A 16,871-nucleotide genomic window follows, 5' to 3' on the forward strand; every position below is an offset into this window, starting at 1 on the left:
ATTTACATCTATTTTCCACAAAGTTACATTAAAACCCTTCTATTCAAACCGGAGAACATCAAAAAAAGCCTGCCCCCATCATTCAGGAGCAGGCACTTGCCTTAGAATTATTTATTCAGGCCTTTCCAGACCCAGTTCTCAACTTCCGGAAGATCAATACCCTCTTCGCGGATAAATTCATAATGCTTCTTAACCATAGCATCCATCTCAGCTGCGATAGCAGTGTACTGATCTGCTTGCGGCAGGCTCAGAACAGCTTCCTTCGTCAGGTCGAAACGGTCCATCTGATTCAGTACGCGCATATCGAACGGAGTCGTAATATCGCCGTTCTCACGGTAGCCGTGTACATGCAGATTATGGTTGTGGCGGTCAAAGAACAGGTCTTTGATAAGCCCTTCATAGCCGTGGAATGCGAAGATTACCGGTTTGTCTTTTGTGAAAAATTGATCAAACTCTTCGTCGGATAAGCCGCGCGGATCCAGCTTCTGGCTTCTCAGCTTGAGCAGATCGACTACGTTGATATAACGGATTTTCAGCTCAGGCAATTTCTCATTGAGGATGGAGATAGCAGCCAAGGCTTCAATGGTCGGTTCTGTACCTGCGGAAGCAAAGACAACATCCGGTTCGCCGCCGTTATCAGTGCTGGCCCAGTCAATGATCTTCAGCCCTTTATCAACCAGCTCCTGCGCTTCTGCCGCACTAAACCACTGCGGACGCGGATGCTTGGAGGAGACGATCAGGTTGATCTTCTGACGGTCGTTCAGTACGGTATCGAATACAGCCAGCAAAGAGTTCGCATCGGCAGGCAGATATTCACGGATGAATTCCGGCTTTTTGTCAGCCAGGTGACCTAAGAGACCCGGATCCTGGTGAGTGTAGCCGTTGTGATCCTGCTGGAACACTGTCGAAGTTGCTACAACATTCAATGAAGGGATGTCTGCACGCCAGCCTTGATCGGTTGCCTTGCGCAGCCATTTGAAGTGCTGGGTAATCATCGAATCAACAACGCGCAGGAATGCTTCATAGCTTGCGAAGAATCCGTGGCGGCCTGTCAGAACATAACCTTCGAGCAAGCCTTCTGCCTGGTGCTCAGACAGCTGGGAGTCAATAACACGGCCATAGGAAGCCAGGAATTCATCATTAGGCTCAATAACCTGATCCAGCCATTGGCGTTTGGTTACTTCGAAGACTGGTCCCAGACGGTTGGACATCGTTTCATCCGGTCCGAAAATCCGGAAGTTGCGGTTAGGCTCATTGCGCAGCACAACCTCTTTCAGATATTTCCCCAGAACCGCCATGTCCTGTGCTACAACTTTACCTGGAACAGAGTTATCCAGTGCATAGTCGGCAAAGTCCGGCAGGTTCAGATCTTTAATCAGGTGGCCGGCGTTAGTCACAGGATTCATGCCCATACGTCTGTCGCCTTTTGGAAGGATTTCGGCAAGCTCTGCGTTCAAACGGCCGTTCTCATCGAATAATTCTTCCGGTCTGTAGCTGTGCATCCAGTCCAGCAGGGCCGGTGCATGTTTCATATTCTTCTGGTCTACCGGAATTGGCACCTGATGGGCACGGAACGAACCTGTGTTAGGCACGCCATCCCACTGCGCAGGTCCAGTCCAGCCCTTAGGGGAACGGAAGACGAGCATCGGCCATACCGGACGGGTAAGGTCGTTATTTTCGCGCGCATTTTTCTGGATCGCTGCGATTCTTTCAACGATAGCATCCAGAGCTTTCGCCATTTCAGGGTGCATATGTTCAGGATCTTCGCCTTCAACGAAGAACGGTTCCCAGCCCATGCCTGTGAAGTAGGCGGTAATTTCTTCTTTCGATTGACGGGACAGAATTGTCGGGTTGCTGATCTTGAAGCCGTTCAAGTGCAGAATCGGCAATACAGCACCATCGGTAACCGGGTTGATGAAGCGGTTGGAGAACCAGGAAGCTGCCAGCGGTCCGGTTTCGGCTTCGCCGTCTCCGACAACAACTGCCGAGATCAGGTCCGGATTATCCAGAATAGCGCCAACGCCATGGGACAAGGAATATCCAAGCTCTCCGCCTTCATGAATCGATCCCGGTGTTTCCGGTGCAGCATGGGAAGCAACGCCGCCCGGGAACGAGAATTGTTTGAACAGTTTCTTCAGACCAGGGATGTCCTGGGTAATTTCCGGATAGATTTCGGTGTAGCTGCCATCCAGATAGGAGTTGGAAACCATAACCTGGCCGCCATGGCCCGGGCCTTCAACATAGAACATATTCAAGTCATATTTAGTAATTACACGATTCAAATGGGCATAGATGAAGTTCTGGCCGGGAATAGTACCCCAGTGCCCGATCGGTTTAATTTTTACGTCAGCGTCTTTAAGAGGCTCTCTCAAAAGCGGGTTGTCTTTCAAGTACAGCTGCCCTACTGAAATATAGTTCGTTGCACGCCAGTAAGCATCCAGCTTCTTCAGATACGTTTTTGATGAGTAATCAACATTCAAGGTCGATAATCCCATTTTCTCCACTCCCTGTTTAATTATGAATACAATACCAATCTCTTTTCTCTACACGTACATCATACCTCTGCAAAAAATAAATACAACCTTTTTGACAAGTGATACGGTCCAATTTTGTGAAATTTTGAACATAGTATGAAAATCGGGCCCATAACGCAGGAAAACAGCTTTATTTCTATAATTTTTACCAATATATTACACGAAATAATTTAGATAAACTTTTAAACTTCACCACAACAGCGACTACAAGACAAAAAAAATAAGACCGGGAAATTTCCCGGTCTTATTTTTAATGTACCGATACAAAAGTATTGAATTTGAGATATTTGTAATGGAACCGCATGTGTGAGAATTCAAAGGGGGTCCCGTTATCCAAAAAGAAGATTCCTTCCATGATCCCCACGGGTTCATTTACGCTTAAATGCAGCAGTTCCTGGTCCTCCGGCTCGGAAGGCTCGGCAAAGATGGACAGAAACGATTTGGTGACGGCAATGTTGCGCGAGTCCTCCAGATAATTGAAGATCGATCCTTCGATAATCGTCTGATTGAGATCCTGAACGATTTTGATCGGAATATACCCCGTCTCAATCATAAAGGGCTCATCGTCGAACAGGCGCAGACGGACGATCTTGTAGACAAAGTCATGGGGCCCGAGGAACAAATCACGCTGCAGCTCCTTGGTGGGTGGAATCACCTCGAAATTCAGCACTTTGACTTTCGGCTTCTTGCCGTGCATCTGAAAATTGTCGGTAACGCCCAGATTCGAGCCTTCGTAGTTAAAGATGGATTCGTTTTTTATGTACAGGGGATTGATGAACGTACCTGAACCGCGTTTTTTGAAAATAATGCCGACGCTCTCCATTTTGGTCAGCGCACGCTTGATGGAGCTGCGGCTTACCTGATAGGTCTCGCTGAGGCTCCGTTCATCCGGCAATCTCATATCGGCGAATTCTCCCGCGAATATTTTCATTTTTAGATCATCAATAATCTGTTTGTAGACAAATTGTGTCATGAAGTACTCCCTTTCAGGTCTTCTATCACTTCATAAAGCCTAATGTTAACTATATCATATTCATCTGATAGTTCATACAGATTTGGGCTGACGTTTCGCTGGCAACCATCGTTTTATAGTTGTTTAGGTCTATGATCTTTGTAATGGAGATTTCTCCCGCCGAAGGATATAGTGATTCCGGGCCCGCATTGGTAATAAATGTATCCCTTGAAGATAAGATGGCTGGCCCGGTAAATAATTAAGGAGGGTTATGGCCAATGATGCCACGTAAAACCAGGAATACTTCATCTATATTTGAAGCAAGACCCGTGTCTGTCCCTTTGATCGCAGGGATGATTATCATTCAGATTATCTTTTCGCTTTCGGTTAATCTCATTTACTTTGAACGCGGATACTATCGTACGATTTCTGATCTTACCAACGGCTGGATCGGCGGAACACTAAGTGCTAATCTGATTGGCCTGCTGGTGGAGGTAGCCGTCTTTTTATGGGCCATCGTCAAAGTACACCCGGGCGAACTGGGCTTGAAGAAGGAAAAACTCCTGCCGGGTGTAATGAGCTTCCTGCTCTTCTGGTTCGCCATTCACCTCATCAATCTGGGCGTGAACCTCTTTACCGGCTCCCGCATCGTATTTAACGATAATTTAACCCAGTATCCGAGTGATCTGATCGGGGGGTTACTGGGACAGCTTTTTGGCAATGCGCTGCTGGAGGAAATCGTGTTCCGGGGCTTTTTATTTATTCAGATCTTTCTTTTATGCAGCAAAATAAAACGTCATTCGTCTCGCGTTACTGCAGCCTTGTTCATTTCTCAGACGATTTTTGCGCTTATGCATATTCCTAACCGGATCTATTCCGGCTACGCCGGGATGGAGTTTGTATATGATTTTATACAGCTTGTCATTTTCGGAATCATGTTCTGCCTGCTTTATTTACTGACTGAAAATTTGTTTTTTGTTGTCGGTGTCCACTCCTTGATGAATGAACCGCTGATGTTATGGTACAACGATTATATTAATATCATTGTTTTAAGCAGTAGTGTGAGCTTGGTATGTCTGCTGCTCTTGCTGAAAAGAAAGCGGCGGCATTCACACCGGACGATAATTGATCTATAGCTCCATAGTTGAGCCTGCCCCGGAAAGCTTGTATCCTAAACATACAAGACCACGACGGAGGTGTATGATGACTTATTCACAGCGTTCAACCCATGCAGCGGCTGCATCTGATATCACGTATCTGGAATACCAGATTGGCCTTGCCGGGGAGGAATTGAAGGAAGCACAGAGGGTTATGGAGATTTATGAAGCGGATTTGAGAGTGCTGACAGCCTCTCCGGGATATGAGCCGGATTCCGATGTCCCGGAAGAGCAGCAGCTGCGGGAACAGGCGGCAAGGCAGCAAGCCTTGATAGAAGCCATTCGGGCCACCCTGGCCGGTCTTGAGGACGAACTCGCGAAGCTTGAAGATTAAGCTGATATAGGTTTCTCTAGACCAAAAAGATGTTCCGGCCAAAGGCGGCCGGAACATCTTTTTAATGCGGGAAGGTACTTTCCTTTAATTCATGTCTGCGATGGCTTTGTAAGCCGCCAGATCGGTGTATACCTCCACTTTAAGCGGATTACGGTTATGTTTGAATATTTTATAGCAATGATAAACAATTACGGCTATGTTAGCAGCCAAAGACAACGCACTCACAACCCATAATGCTGTTTCACTACTGGTAGTTCCTTGCATGAGGATATGATATTTCGTTTTAGTATTCAATTGTTTGGACTTCCGGCCGCGGTTGAAATCCGGAGACTAGTTTTGCTTCCGATGCGAGCTTTCCAACGGAAACTTTCAGGCGGTCGCAATCGCTCCTACTGTTCCAAAATCCCCCTCCGGCACTCATCTTACGCAAAAGAAAAGGAGGGAGTCCCGGCAGCCGGTTCACGGCCTTCGGAACACCCTCCTTGCTGAAGTTATGTTGGATTACAACTTTATGTCAATTTCACCAGACTGTAATTTTTCTTGCCTTTGCGGACAATAATGAATTTCCCGCCGATCGCATGTTCAGCGGTAATCTCAACCTCCAGCTCGTTTACACGCTCACCGTTGATGGAAATTGCACCCTTGGTAATGTCCTCACGCGCTTGGCGTTTGGATGGTTCTATGCCGAGGTCTACCAGCCAGTCCACAATGTTCTTCGCTTCCTTGGAGGCGGTGTAGGTCGGCATTTCCTTGAAGCCTTCCTCGATTTCATCGGCGGTCAGCGAGCGGATATCGCCACTGAACAAGGCTGCTGTAATGCGTTTGGCCTGCTCCAGCAGCTCTTCACCGTGAACGAACCGGGTCATCTCTTCGGCCAGAGCCTTTTGGGCTTCCCGTTTGTGCGGCTCCGACTCCACCTTGGCTGCGAGTGCTTCAATCTCCTCTTTGCCCAGGAAAGTGAAGTACTTCAGGTATTTCACCACGTCGCGGTCATCGGTGTTTGCCCAGAACTGGTAGAATTCGTACGGCGTTGTTTTCTTCGGATCAAGCCATACCGCGCCTCCGGCAGTTTTACCGAACTTGGTGCCGTCTGCTTTAAGCATCAGCGGGATGGTCAGGCCGAAGGCTTTGGCCTCATTGCCTTCTTTTTTACGGATCAGGTCCAGACCGCTTGTAATGTTGCCCCATTGGTCAGAGCCGCCGATTTGCAGCTGCACATCCTCATGCTTGTACAGGTGCAGATAGTCGATCGACTGAAGAATCTGGTACGAGAATTCGGTGAACGAAATCCCGCTGTCCAGCCGGCTGGAGACAACATCCTTGGCCAGCATCGTATTGATGCTGAAGTTTTTGCCGAAATCACGCAGGAACTCAATCACGTTAATATCCTTGGTCCAATCGTAGTTGTTAACCAGGCGAACCTGGTTGGCGTCATCATCCGAGATGAAGAGCTTTTTCATCTGAGAAGTCAGCGCATCCACATTCTCCTGCACCTGCTCCATCGTCTGCAGGGAACGCTCACTCTGGCGTCCGCTCGGGTCGCCGATGGTACCTGTAGCTCCGCCGATCAGGATCACCGGACGGTGCCCGGCCAGCTGGAAGCGTCTGAGCATCATAAACGGAATCAGATGGCCGATATGCATGCTGTCACCCGTCGGGTCTACACCGCAATACAGCGAGACCGCCTTGCTGTTCGTTAATTCGCGCAGTCCTTCTGCATCTGTCTGCTGGTTAATGGCGTCGCGCCATTCCAGTTCATCGATAATATTCAACATATACATCTCCTTTGGAAGTTGTCGGTTCTTGTATGATCTACGTCCTGAGCGGGGAGCGGCGCGGTTCCGGACAGCTTAAAAATCCAATAAAAAAATCGCCCCCTTGTCTGTTCAGACACAGGGACGATTGGATTAACCGTGTTACCACCCAAATTGCACGAACACCAGGAACAAGCGTGTCCGTACCACTATCAGCGAGTTATCGTTCGCTTAGCTCCGCTTGGCATTACCCAAGATACTCCAGAGTGTATTTCGCAGCCCTCGTATGTACCGGGTTCCATCACCCCCCGGCTTTCTGTGACAGGGACTAAGCTGCTACTGCGCTCATTCAACGTATACCAACTATAAGATTACAGAAAGTATAGCTCAAGACCAAATTTGTTGTCAATCCAGCCGGGAAACCTTAACCGGGTCTGCCGGCCGGTAACAGGATTAATGTCAGGCATAACGCCAGCCGCCGCAGGCAGTTATATTCTCCCCTTCTGCCTCAGCATAGCCTTCACAGATGAATCCCATAACCTCACAACCGTCCTCAAGCTCCACCTTCCCAAGCCCAAGCGGTGCAGGAATTAAGGCTGCAAATGCACCGACGGATTGTTCCGGCATCTTCCAAAGCTCAAGCTGAATTGAGCCTCCGCCTTGAGCTTTCTTAATTAACCCGGGTTTGGCAGGTACGGACTGCAATCTGATCATTTCATAGCAAGGCGCCGTTCTCGCCTCTCGCCAAAAATAAGCGCCATGGCTGGCCATCTGCTTCTCAAGCGGAAAGCCTTTCATATGCAGTCCGCAGACGGCAATCGTTGTCCATTGCTGTACAGGACAGAATGTCACGCTCCCTGCTTTTTCTACTATTCCTGCTGTCTCTTCTGCTTCCACTTCTTCAGCTGATGCTCCGGAGAAGTATAGGCTTGCTGTTCCCGCCAGCAGATGCTCGTTGTCCGCCAGCGCGAACAAGGTGACTCCAAAAGGCAAATCCTGCGCCGCTTCCCCGGCAGGAATAGCTACCGCAGACAGATCAAGCAAATTACAATGATTGGTGTACCGGCCCATATCCGAATTCGCGCCGACCGGATTCAGCTCCACCTGCTCTCTGGTCCAGGTTCCTCCACAGGTTGGCATGACCAGGACCGCATCCCGTAGCAGCTCCCGGCACTCGCCCTTGTACCGCTGCAGCCGGTGCATTGCCTGAAACAGACCAGAGGCCGTATGCTGCTCCCCGTTTCCCGATGATAAAATCCGTTCAGTTACTGGAAGAACGGATGCGCGGTTATTCTCTACATATTCTCCCAAAGCGGCCCAACGCTCGGCTACCCAAGGACCATCATACAGGATGGACGCCGCTTCGAAGAACATCGTACAGTCCACGTATTCTACCGGAATCCCCAGCCCCTTCAGCGAGTCGCCCGCCGCTTGCCAGGCCCGCCGGTAATCCTCCTCATGGGGCCCATAGAAGCCAAGCGGATCTGCCGGGAACAGCAGCCTGGCAGGAAGACGGTCTGCTTCCCGCGGGATACTGCGGGACCAGGGATCGGAGGCATCCCGGCCGCGCACCTGCCGGTCAACCAGCAGGGCATCCTCCAGTTCATTCGCGAACACCGTGACACAATCCAGGCTGGCGCAAGCCGGGACTACTCCCAAGGTGGGCCAGGCTCCCAGGCTGGGCTTATACCCTACCAGACCGTTCAGTGCCGCAGGCACACGCCCTGAGCCGGCAGTATCCGTGCCCAGCGAGAAGACAGCCTGGCCGCGAGCAACAGCAACTGCCGAGCCGGAGCTGGAGCCGCCGCTGATATATTCCGGTCTGAGCGCGTTATGCACAGCCCCATGGGGACTTCTTGTGCCGACTAGTCCGGTGGCAAATTGATCCAGATTGCTTTTGCCTACCGGAACCGCCCCTGCACCGACTAAACGCTCCACCACAGAAGAGTGTCTGTCCGGTATATAGCTGAAATCCGGACAAGCTGCTGTTGTGGGGAAACCCAGTACATCAATATTATCCTTGACCGCAAACGGAATTCCCCAGAGCGGATAATTCTCCCTGTCCAAATGGCTTATAGCCTCCAGATAGGGCTGTATCCGCCCGTAGTCCGGCGGCTCAATCCAAATATTCAGCTCCTGATCCTGCTGTGAACGCCGGATAATTTCACGGATAACCGCTTCCGGCGTGAGCACTCCACTTCTGTATTGGTCCCGCAGCCATCCTGCAGACAGCTTGAGCGGAAATTCGGCCATTTCCATGTTGTCATCTCCTATTCTGTAGGTTACGCTGCCTGTCATAAGGCCTCATCTCATGCAGCTTAAGGGCTAATTGAAGCTCAAGCATATCGTCCCCGTCATCTGAGTTTAAGTTCAGCAGCTCGCAAGCACGTTCAATCCTGTAGGTCACGGTATTATAATGAGTGAACAATGCGGCTGAGGTTTTTTTTACATTGCGGCTGTTCTTGAAGTACTGGGTTAGCGTCTGAAGCAGGGATACGTTGTGCTTGCTGTCGTAATCAAGCAGGGGAATCAGATACTGATCCCGGTAATCCCGGATTTCTTCAAGCTCCGGCAAATGGTATAGCAGCCTGAAGACACCCAGTTTTCTATAATCTATAAACGGTTCCCGGAAATCGCAAATCTCGCGGATATGATAAATCTTCTTGGCAGACTCGTAGCTGAAATGAACCAGATCAGGGCGGCTCACCTTCTCTCCGATACAGAAGACAAATGTATCTTTGGCACATACGTTATTCAGCTCCGTAAGCAGGCGCTGCAGAGTGCCGGCGAGCGGGCTGTCCCCGTTATCAGCTATCGTTACTGCCAGTTCGCCTTCCATGATCGTCATCTTCACATGCTGTAAATCTGACCTTGCCCTGATCCTCTTCACCGCCTGCTGCATCTGCTTAACCTCGGGCTTCATGTCCAGCCAGCCTACCACCGCTGCAGTCATTGCCTGATCAGGCAACGGACAACCGCAGGCCTCAGCTCTCAGCTTCAGATCCTCACTGGCAACAATCCTGCCACTGATCCAATCCTGCAGGAACTGGTCCACATACTTCAGTTCGACTTCTCTGCGGGCGTTCGCATTGATCATTTCCAGTCCGACCAGAACACCTACACGGTCTATAGTCAGCTGATCGACCACGGTCAGTTCCTGGTTCCATTCAAGTAATATGAGCAGGCACTGATTCATCTGCTTGTCGTTGACTGCAGAGATATAAGCCCTGATCCGCCGCTCTCCAAGGGTAATGAAACAGATGCCGAGACTTGCCTCATCCCTAAGCTGAATCCAAATCGGAGACTGGCGGTGAAGCCCGAGCTCCTCAGCCTGCGGAGAGCAGAACACATGGTCCATATCATCCAGGAGCACAATCGGATTGTGCAGCATCCCGTCTAGTGAGCGCAGAAAGTCCTCGATGCCGTCGCCGTGCAGCAATTGCTTCGACAGCTTCTGAAACCTACTCTGGAGCTGGGAGAGTTCCCTGGCTTCCTGAACCAGCACCCGTTCCATAATATCTCTGACCACATCAGAGAACGATGTGGACGAAGGCAATTCGAAAATCGGGAAATCCAGCTGGTCGGCAAGCTCAAGCGCCCTGGCGGGAACCTCATCAATAAAACGCTTGGTCTTGATGCCCAGTGCGGAGACACCCTTCTGGTTCAGCTGCGGAATCATGTCTGAAATTAAATCAGGCTGGTCACGGAAAGGGAACCCGCTGGTAATCAGGAATTCCCCCGGCCGGACCCAATCAATTACATCCGGGACCTCCATCACATTTACGCGATTTATGTAACGGTGCAAACCGCCCGCTCCGGCAAGCACAACTGCTTCCTTGAGATCGGGAATCAACAGAATGTCGCTGCAGGTCAGGCCTGTGATTACATTGTTCGCCATGGAGCTCCGCCGCCTTTACTTTAGCTTTGAGGAATAGATATCTTCAATAATTGTTGTGCCGAAAAAGGAGTTTGGAGTTACCTGCGCTTCTGCCGGCAGAAAAATACTAATCTGCTCAGACGGAGAATCCCCGGCATTGGCTACCGAATGGACAACGCCTGCCGGCACATGAAAGGTATCTCCAGCCCTGTAGCTGCTCCACTCGCCGCCACTTAGCAGCTTAACCTCGCCTACAGTTATATGAATAATCTCGACCACGTCGTGATAATGGGGAACCACCTGCCCGCCAACACCGAGCTTTTCCCATAAAATTGAGCTCATCCGTATTCCCAGCTTATCCGCTTGCGCCGCAGAGACAATCTCCCGGTGATACAGCTCAATATGGTTAGGCATTAGCTCCCATGTCATTTCCTCTGCCGTCAGAACCTCGGTTTCCTGTGTAAGCATATGTCATTCCTCCATAAGAATAATTTATTGATTTCTGCGGAATACGGCCGCTACCGGTCCTCCGCCTGCAGGTCCCTGGTGCTCTCCGCCGCCGGATACATAGATCATTGGATCTCCGCATACATAAGCCAGAACACCGCCAACAACAGCACGCGCATGACGGGTATGGTTGATATCTGAATCATCGAGCATCGTGTGGCGCCGCTCCCTTACATAGCCTGTTGGGTCAGCCTCCGCTTTGGCCAGCACCTGAATCAGCTCATCTCCGGCATGCCGGTCGATCATGCGCTGTAGTGCCGCTCCGTCAATGGAGTCCTTCATGACATCATGGTCAATATGATAAGGCCCCTCCGCTGCGGAAGAATTGCCGAATACAATGATCTCACAGCACGAAAGCTCACTCCCGGCAGACGTCGAAGCAACCGCGCTGTAAAGCTCCCAATTCACGCAGATTTCTTCATCCCGGATCCCCTCCCGGCAGACTTCGCCGAGCGCCACAGCAACGCCAAGGGCCGAAGCGCCTCTGGAATACCCCATGGATTTATAGGTATCCTCTGTCACAAGTACAGCATTTCTGCTATGGGCTCCATGAATTTGTTCTGCCGTCAGAAGCGGGCATTTGATCTGTACAAAATGCACATCCTCCGCAGTCGAAATACCGGCATCACGGACCGCACGGGACACCGCTTCAGCCACTGCATCCACCTGACTCAGACGCCCCAGCTCCTCCGGCAGGAAATCCCTCGTCCTGGAGACGCCAATCGCGAGTGATTTCAGCCCAAGCCCGGCTTCTCCCGCCTCAGTCAAACCGCTGCGGCTCATGATGGTGAAATGCGGGCTCAGTATACCTTCCGTGCCTCCTGACATGATATAGGACACAGCCGACTGGCTGTCAGCGGAATACGGAGCAAAAAACTGCTTCAAAGCCATCACCGCATACCCCCGGGTAAAATCATTTACACAGCCGTTACCTTCGGTCTTACCCAAGACGGCAACCACCTGAGCAGGATCAATGCTCCCGGCTTCAATAGAAGCCCTAAGGCCTGACGTATCATGCGGTGAAGCGGCAGGCACTTTAATCACTGAGCATTTCATCATAGATCATCGCTCCTTGTCCAAAAGATGACTTTCTTCTCCAGCAGTCCGATACACCAGAACAGCAGCAGCCCGCAGGCCGCCGAAGCTATAATCGCCGAAAACATCACCGGTGTATCCATATGATAGGACGAGACCAGAACAACGTATCCAAGTCCCTTATTCGCGCCGACGAATTCGCCGACAATAGCTCCCACGATCGCCAGGGAGGTCGAGATTTTGAGTGCTGAGAAAATATACGGCAGACTTGTCGGCAGGCGCAGCTTCCAGAAAATTTCCCATTTCGTCCCTTTATAAGTAGCAAATAGCTCCCAGGCCTCATATTCAATCGCCTTGAGTCCCTTAACACTGTTCACCAGTATCGGGAAAAAGCAGATAAGCGTAGACGCTACTACCTTGGAGGAATACCCGGTACCAAGCCACACCACCAGCAGAGGAGCCAGAGCCACAAGCGGTGTTGTCTTGAGGGCAATCGCCAGCGGAAAAGCCCCCTTCTCGATCGGTTTGGAATGCACGAAGATAACGGCTGTAATAAATCCCAGAATGTTGGCCAGCATAAATCCGGCCAGAGACTCCATCAGGGTAACAAGCATATGTGAGCCTAATGAGGCTTCAACCGCTGATAAGACCGCAGTGGGGGCAGGCAGCAGATATACAGGAATGGAGAAGAGGCGTACGGCCAGTTCCCAGAGCACCAGAAACCCCAGGCCGAATCCGAGCGGATACAGGCTGTCTTTAAACTTGGCTGTCATAAATGCTTCACCCTCTTTCTCAGTTCCTTGACCGTATAGTGGAATTCCGGCAGCTCTTCCATCCCGGCCTCCCGTGGCGAGGGTAACGGAACCTGGATAACATCCGTAACTCCAGCTGGCCGGGGCGACATCATCACCACCCGGTCAGACAGCAGCACCGACTCCTGAATCGAATGTGTAACCATAACAATGCTGCTTAGGCTGGTTTCGGGGCTCTCCCATAAGCGGAGCAGCTCGAAATTCAGCTTCTCCCGGGTCAACTCATCAAGCGCACCAAAGGGCTCATCCATCAAGAGCACCGTCGGATCGGCTGCAAGCGCCCTGGCAATCGCCGCCCGCTGCTGCATGCCGCCGCTCAGTTGGTGCGGAAAATGATTCATAAAATCCTGCAGCCCTACCAGCCGCAGTGCACTTTCCGCCTTTTCCCGCGCTTCTTGCTTTGTGAACTTCTTCTTGTTCCCGAGTTCGAGCGGAAGAGTGACATTCTGAACTGCCGTCAGCCAAGGCATGAGCACCGGCTTCTGAAAAACCATTCCCAGTGACAGATCGGAAGAAGTATAAGTGACCTGCCCTCCCTTGTCGGGACCGAGCAGCTGAAGCATCAGCCTCAGCATGGTCGATTTTCCGCAACCGCTCGGCCCCAAGATGGAAATGAATTCATTCCGGTATACATCCAGATTTACCTGGTTAAGCACCTGCACCTCTCCAAAGGACAGAGAGCAGTCTGATAACGAGAGCATCACTTCACGCTCTTTGGATTCCTGTAAGGGACGATGTTCTGCAATGAAGTTCTTCTGTTCCTTAATTACCGCCGTCATAAGACCGCCTCCTACTCCAGGTATTCGTTCGTAAACAGTGACTTCAGATCCTGCTCTTTCTTCACAAAACCAAGCTCAATCAGACTCTTCTGCAGGGTACCCCATGCCTCCTCCTCCGTCGAACCGAGCGGCAACTGCTCCGGCTCCAGCAGCGGAATGCTGGCCTTCATCATTGCTACCTCATGATCCAGATCCAGCTTGTCCCCAAATTTCAAACCGAATTCCGCCGCTTCCTCCGGGTTTTTCAGTGCATAATCCCAGCCTTTCATGGAAGCCTGCACAAAGCTCTTGACCATCTCAGGATCTTTTTCAATGACAGATTCAGTAGTAAACAGCGTATCCGCATAGAAATTGATGCCGTAGTCATTCGGATCAATAATGTTTACCTCTTTGCCCTGCTCCTGCACAGCCAGTACTTCATTGATTACGTACCCCGGCCACGCCTTCACCTGCCCGGTCAACAGCGGACTAAGATCATATTTAATCGGCATTTCCTCAATTTCTGAGGTTTTGATGCCTGCGCTTTTCTCCATAGCCCGGAACGTCAGCTCTTCATTGCCGCCCAGCTTAATGCCTACCTTCTGGCCGACAAGATCCTCCATTGTGGAAATACCCGACTCTTTCAGCGCGAACATCACAAAGGGTGTTTTGCGGTAAATCGTCGATACTGCCTTGACAGGTACTCCCTTTTCTCTGGCAATAATAATCTGATCCGCCCCGGTTACCCCAAACTGCTCACTGCCGGAAGCCACCATCTGTACCGACGGAAAATCCGATCCCCCCGGCCGAATCTCCACATCCAGTCCTGCATCCTTGTAAAAACCTTTCTCAACAGCGGTATAAAAACCGGCGAATTGCGCCTGATGAATCCATTTTAGTCTCAGTACAACCTTCTTTAGCTTCCCCGAATCCCCCTGACCATCAGCTTTGAGGGTTTCTCCGGAGCCGCAGGCGGTAAGCAGCAGCATAAGTGACGATAACAGGACGAGCATTGCTTTTCTGGACATTTTCCACATATGATATCCCCCCATTAGGTTGTAATTGTGTTGGCCTAATACTGCTCCAGTGCTTTGAGAACCTCTCCGGAATGGCTTACACTCCCGAATACGCCTCCCTGCATCTTCACCATTTCAAGCGCGGCCTGATGATTGCGGGGATCAGTTGCTCCAGTGCAGTCCTCTAAGATTAGACATTCGTACCCCCTGTCATTCGCTTCCCGCATAGTGGTGTGAACACATACATCCGTAGTGATTCCTGTAAGAATCAGGTGGGTGATTCCCCTGTTCTTCAATATCAAATCAAGATCAGTTGCATAAAAGCTTCCCTTTCCGGGCTTATCGATAATAAATTCCCCTGGCTCGGGTGCAAGATCCTCAATTATCTGCCAGCCGGGTTCGCCCCGGACTAAAATACGTCCTGCAGGGCCTTCCGACCCGATCTCTGCCCCAATCTGCCTGCTGCGCCACCGCTTGTTGGCTGGCAGGTCCGATAAATCCGGTTTATGTCCTTCCCTCGTATGAATAATAGTAAATCCTTCAACACATCGGATACGCTCCAGCAACCGTTGAATCGGTTTAATGGCCTTAGCTGTCAGGGAAAGATCGTAACCCATCTGCTCTACGTACCCTCCCTTACCGCAAAAGTCCGTTTGCATATCGATAATCATAAGCGCCGTCTTCCGGGGAATCATGGCTCCGTCGTAAGGCCACACATAAGGCGATGCTGTGATCTGCATACTATCGTTTCCTCCCTGCATTAGATACTTTATTTACGTTAATTTATATAACATTATCACCTATCTCCTTCTTATGAGTTAGATTATATTACAACAAATTTCGTATGTCTTCGTTTTTATTACAATATTAAACTATATATATTCGTTTTATTTCACAAACATATCATTTTAGGTTATATTATATTACACAAAATAGCTCTTTATCGCAGTTTTTTAGATGGATATTGGATATGAGCAAATTGCCCTTGGACCAGCACTTTGTACGAAGTCTCCGGATATTCCGGATTGTTGTACCCCTTACTCCGGCTGCACAGCCGCCATCATGCAGGCAGGCAAATTTCCATAACAAAAAAGCCTTGCGGAGAAAATCCCCTACAAGGCTTCGTGTGTCGTTAACCTATTTCTGCCGCCTGCAATTCTCCGGCCGACTGCTCGGCCGTGAACCGCTGCCTTACCTCATCCACCACAGTCCGCAGTCGCTCACAGGTGACAATCAGCTGGTCGACCTCTTCCCGGCCCACCTTGTCAACAATCTCGCTTAGAATGCAGGAATACCGTTCCATTTTTTGTTCGAAAACCAGCCGCCCCTGCTCCGTCAAGCTGATATAGATCACCCGCCGGTCTGTTTCGGACATGACGCGCGCGACATAGCCTTTCTCTTCCAGAGAGCTGACAGCCTGCGAAGCGGTCGGTCTGCTGATTTGCAGCAGCTCGCTTAATTTGGATACCATTACCCCCGGGTATTCCGGTGCAACCGGTTCTAACCGTTCTTTCTTCATCATGATATGGATGACGAACATCATGAGAAATTCCCCGTGGGGAATAGAATCATTCCATTTGGTGCGTGTGGCCAGGCGTTTGATATTCTCGAATGCGATAAGCAGCTTTTCTTCTTGAAGATCCTGGGTATTCATAAGACACCTCCGGTTATAAAAGTCTGACTATTACGTTTACATCACCCGGAAAATTGCTTCATTCAGTTTCTGCAGCAGCTGGCCGAAATGTTCACGTTCCTCTTCGCTCCAGTCCTCGAGCAGCTGTCCGATTTTGTCCTGGCGGATGTCTGTGTCCTTCTTCAGCATGTCCGCGCCTAACTCAGTGATCTGCAGCGTATAGGCTCTGCCGTCCAAAGGATCTGGTATACGGGTCACATACCCTTTCTGCTCAAGTGCCGAAGCCTGCCTGCTGATCGTAGAAATATCTAGGTGAAACTCATCGGCCAGCGCCTTCACCCCGGCGGAGCCGTTCGAGGCAATCTGATGCAGCAGCAGATAGGCAGAGTGGTCCAGGATGCCGTATTTTTTGTAGGTGCTGATCGAAGTCAGCCGGCGGCTGAGAATGGCCATCTCCAGTTCAATCGTTTCTAACGGGCGTTTGTCCATGATGTGCAGCAAC

Annotated in this window: 16 protein-coding genes and 1 other annotated feature; of the genes, 2 read left to right on the top strand and 14 right to left on the bottom strand. The window is 50.5% G+C overall.

Annotation, left to right across the window (positions count from 1 at the left end):
- Positions 1 to 107 precede the first annotated feature (107 nt).
- Together L6H70_RS13810 and L6H70_RS13815 are read right to left on the bottom strand one after the other, a co-directional pair.
- Positions 108 to 2,495 (bottom strand): phosphoketolase family protein, encoded by a 2,388-nt coding sequence (locus L6H70_RS13810; protein WP_236333937.1) that lies wholly within the window; start codon positions 2,493 to 2,495, stop codon positions 108 to 110.
- 289 nt (positions 2,496 to 2,784) lie between these two features.
- On the bottom strand, positions 2,785 to 3,507 hold the full coding sequence (locus L6H70_RS13815; RefSeq protein WP_236333939.1) for a GntR family transcriptional regulator: 723 nt from the start codon (positions 3,505 to 3,507) through the stop codon (positions 2,785 to 2,787).
- A 257-nt stretch (positions 3,508 to 3,764) separates the two neighbouring features.
- Between L6H70_RS13815 and L6H70_RS13820 the strand changes: the two genes are divergently transcribed.
- Together L6H70_RS13820 and L6H70_RS13825 are read left to right on the top strand one after the other, a co-directional pair.
- Complete coding sequence (locus L6H70_RS13820) at positions 3,765 to 4,622, top strand: CPBP family intramembrane glutamic endopeptidase (RefSeq protein WP_236333941.1); 858 nt, start codon at positions 3,765 to 3,767, stop codon at positions 4,620 to 4,622.
- 67 nt (positions 4,623 to 4,689) lie between these two features.
- Complete coding sequence (locus L6H70_RS13825) at positions 4,690 to 4,977, top strand: hypothetical protein (RefSeq protein ID WP_236333943.1); 288 nt, start codon at positions 4,690 to 4,692, stop codon at positions 4,975 to 4,977.
- An 84-nt stretch (positions 4,978 to 5,061) separates the two neighbouring features.
- On the opposite strand, the gene L6H70_RS13830 is transcribed toward L6H70_RS13825, so the two are convergent.
- From L6H70_RS13830 to L6H70_RS13885, 12 genes are all read right to left on the bottom strand, one after another.
- The gene (locus L6H70_RS13830) at positions 5,062 to 5,271 is read right to left on the bottom strand and encodes a DUF5692 family protein (protein WP_236333945.1); all 210 of its coding nucleotides are present in this window, start codon (positions 5,269 to 5,271) and stop codon (positions 5,062 to 5,064) included.
- A 215-nt stretch (positions 5,272 to 5,486) separates the two neighbouring features.
- A complete protein-coding gene (gene tyrS / locus L6H70_RS13835) occupies positions 5,487 to 6,749 on the bottom strand; it encodes a tyrosine--tRNA ligase (RefSeq protein ID WP_236333947.1) in 1,263 nt (420 codons plus the stop codon).
- Positions 6,750 to 6,868: 119 nt separating this feature from the next.
- Positions 6,869 to 7,093 (bottom strand) — a binding site (T-box leader).
- Positions 7,094 to 7,190: 97 nt separating this feature from the next.
- On the bottom strand, positions 7,191 to 8,990 hold the full coding sequence (gene atzF / locus L6H70_RS13840) for an allophanate hydrolase (protein WP_236333948.1): 1,800 nt from the start codon (positions 8,988 to 8,990) through the stop codon (positions 7,191 to 7,193).
- A gap of 4 nt (positions 8,991 to 8,994) precedes the next feature.
- Positions 8,995 to 10,629, bottom strand: coding sequence for a PucR family transcriptional regulator (locus L6H70_RS13845; RefSeq protein WP_236333951.1), 1,635 nt, complete (start codon positions 10,627 to 10,629; stop codon positions 8,995 to 8,997).
- 15 nt (positions 10,630 to 10,644) lie between these two features.
- Complete coding sequence (locus tag L6H70_RS13850; RefSeq protein WP_236333953.1) at positions 10,645 to 11,076, bottom strand: cupin domain-containing protein; 432 nt, start codon at positions 11,074 to 11,076, stop codon at positions 10,645 to 10,647.
- 24 nt (positions 11,077 to 11,100) lie between these two features.
- A complete protein-coding gene (gene atzD, locus L6H70_RS13855) occupies positions 11,101 to 12,174 on the bottom strand; it encodes a cyanuric acid amidohydrolase (RefSeq protein ID WP_236333956.1) in 1,074 nt (357 codons plus the stop codon).
- Positions 12,171 to 12,923 (bottom strand): ABC transporter permease, encoded by a 753-nt coding sequence (locus tag L6H70_RS13860; RefSeq protein ID WP_236333958.1) that lies wholly within the window; start codon positions 12,921 to 12,923, stop codon positions 12,171 to 12,173. Before L6H70_RS13860 ends, atzD begins: the two co-directional genes overlap by 4 nt.
- Positions 12,920 to 13,741 carry an ABC transporter ATP-binding protein gene (locus tag L6H70_RS13865; protein WP_236333960.1) on the bottom strand — a complete coding sequence of 274 codons (822 nt, stop codon included), beginning with the start codon at positions 13,739 to 13,741 and terminating at the stop codon, positions 12,920 to 12,922. The genes L6H70_RS13860 and L6H70_RS13865 overlap by 4 nt, the downstream gene beginning before the upstream one ends.
- 11 nt (positions 13,742 to 13,752) lie before the next feature.
- On the bottom strand, positions 13,753 to 14,757 hold the full coding sequence (locus tag L6H70_RS13870) for an ABC transporter substrate-binding protein (RefSeq protein WP_236333962.1): 1,005 nt from the start codon (positions 14,755 to 14,757) through the stop codon (positions 13,753 to 13,755).
- Between the two features lie 35 nt (positions 14,758 to 14,792).
- Positions 14,793 to 15,476 (bottom strand): biuret amidohydrolase, encoded by a 684-nt coding sequence (biuH, locus tag L6H70_RS13875; RefSeq protein ID WP_236333963.1) that lies wholly within the window; start codon positions 15,474 to 15,476, stop codon positions 14,793 to 14,795.
- A gap of 392 nt (positions 15,477 to 15,868) precedes the next feature.
- The gene (locus L6H70_RS13880; protein WP_236333965.1) at positions 15,869 to 16,390 is read right to left on the bottom strand and encodes a MarR family winged helix-turn-helix transcriptional regulator; all 522 of its coding nucleotides are present in this window, start codon (positions 16,388 to 16,390) and stop codon (positions 15,869 to 15,871) included.
- Between the two features lie 36 nt (positions 16,391 to 16,426).
- Complete coding sequence (locus tag L6H70_RS13885) at positions 16,427 to 16,858, bottom strand: MarR family winged helix-turn-helix transcriptional regulator (RefSeq protein WP_236333967.1); 432 nt, start codon at positions 16,856 to 16,858, stop codon at positions 16,427 to 16,429.
- Between the last annotated feature and the right edge of the window lie 13 nt (positions 16,859 to 16,871).

Source organism: Paenibacillus auburnensis (assembly GCF_927798115.1).
Classification (GTDB): Bacteria; Bacillota; Bacilli; order Paenibacillales; family Paenibacillaceae; genus Paenibacillus_AQ; species Paenibacillus_AQ auburnensis.

Coding starts and splice junctions, on each gene's coding strand:
- L6H70_RS13810 (WP_236333937.1), bottom strand. CDS start 2,495: ATGGGATTATCGACCTTGAATGTTGATTACTCATCAAAAACGTATCTG.
- L6H70_RS13815 (WP_236333939.1), bottom strand. CDS start 3,507: ATGACACAATTTGTCTACAAACAGATTATTGATGATCTAAAAATGAAA.
- L6H70_RS13820 (WP_236333941.1), top strand. CDS start 3,765: ATGATGCCACGTAAAACCAGGAATACTTCATCTATATTTGAAGCAAGA.
- L6H70_RS13825 (WP_236333943.1), top strand. CDS start 4,690: ATGACTTATTCACAGCGTTCAACCCATGCAGCGGCTGCATCTGATATC.
- atzF (WP_236333948.1), bottom strand. CDS start 8,990: ATGGAAATGGCCGAATTTCCGCTCAAGCTGTCTGCAGGATGGCTGCGG.
- L6H70_RS13845 (WP_236333951.1), bottom strand. CDS start 10,629: ATGGCGAACAATGTAATCACAGGCCTGACCTGCAGCGACATTCTGTTG.
- L6H70_RS13850 (WP_236333953.1), bottom strand. CDS start 11,076: ATGCTTACACAGGAAACCGAGGTTCTGACGGCAGAGGAAATGACATGG.
- atzD (WP_236333956.1), bottom strand. CDS start 12,174: ATGATGAAATGCTCAGTGATTAAAGTGCCTGCCGCTTCACCGCATGAT.
- L6H70_RS13860 (WP_236333958.1), bottom strand. CDS start 12,923: ATGACAGCCAAGTTTAAAGACAGCCTGTATCCGCTCGGATTCGGCCTG.
- L6H70_RS13865 (WP_236333960.1), bottom strand. CDS start 13,741: ATGACGGCGGTAATTAAGGAACAGAAGAACTTCATTGCAGAACATCGT.
- L6H70_RS13870 (WP_236333962.1), bottom strand. CDS start 14,757: ATGTGGAAAATGTCCAGAAAAGCAATGCTCGTCCTGTTATCGTCACTT.
- biuH (WP_236333963.1), bottom strand. CDS start 15,476: ATGCAGATCACAGCATCGCCTTATGTGTGGCCTTACGACGGAGCCATG.
- L6H70_RS13880 (WP_236333965.1), bottom strand. CDS start 16,390: ATGAATACCCAGGATCTTCAAGAAGAAAAGCTGCTTATCGCATTCGAG.
- L6H70_RS13885 (WP_236333967.1), bottom strand. CDS start 16,858: ATGGACAAACGCCCGTTAGAAACGATTGAACTGGAGATGGCCATTCTC.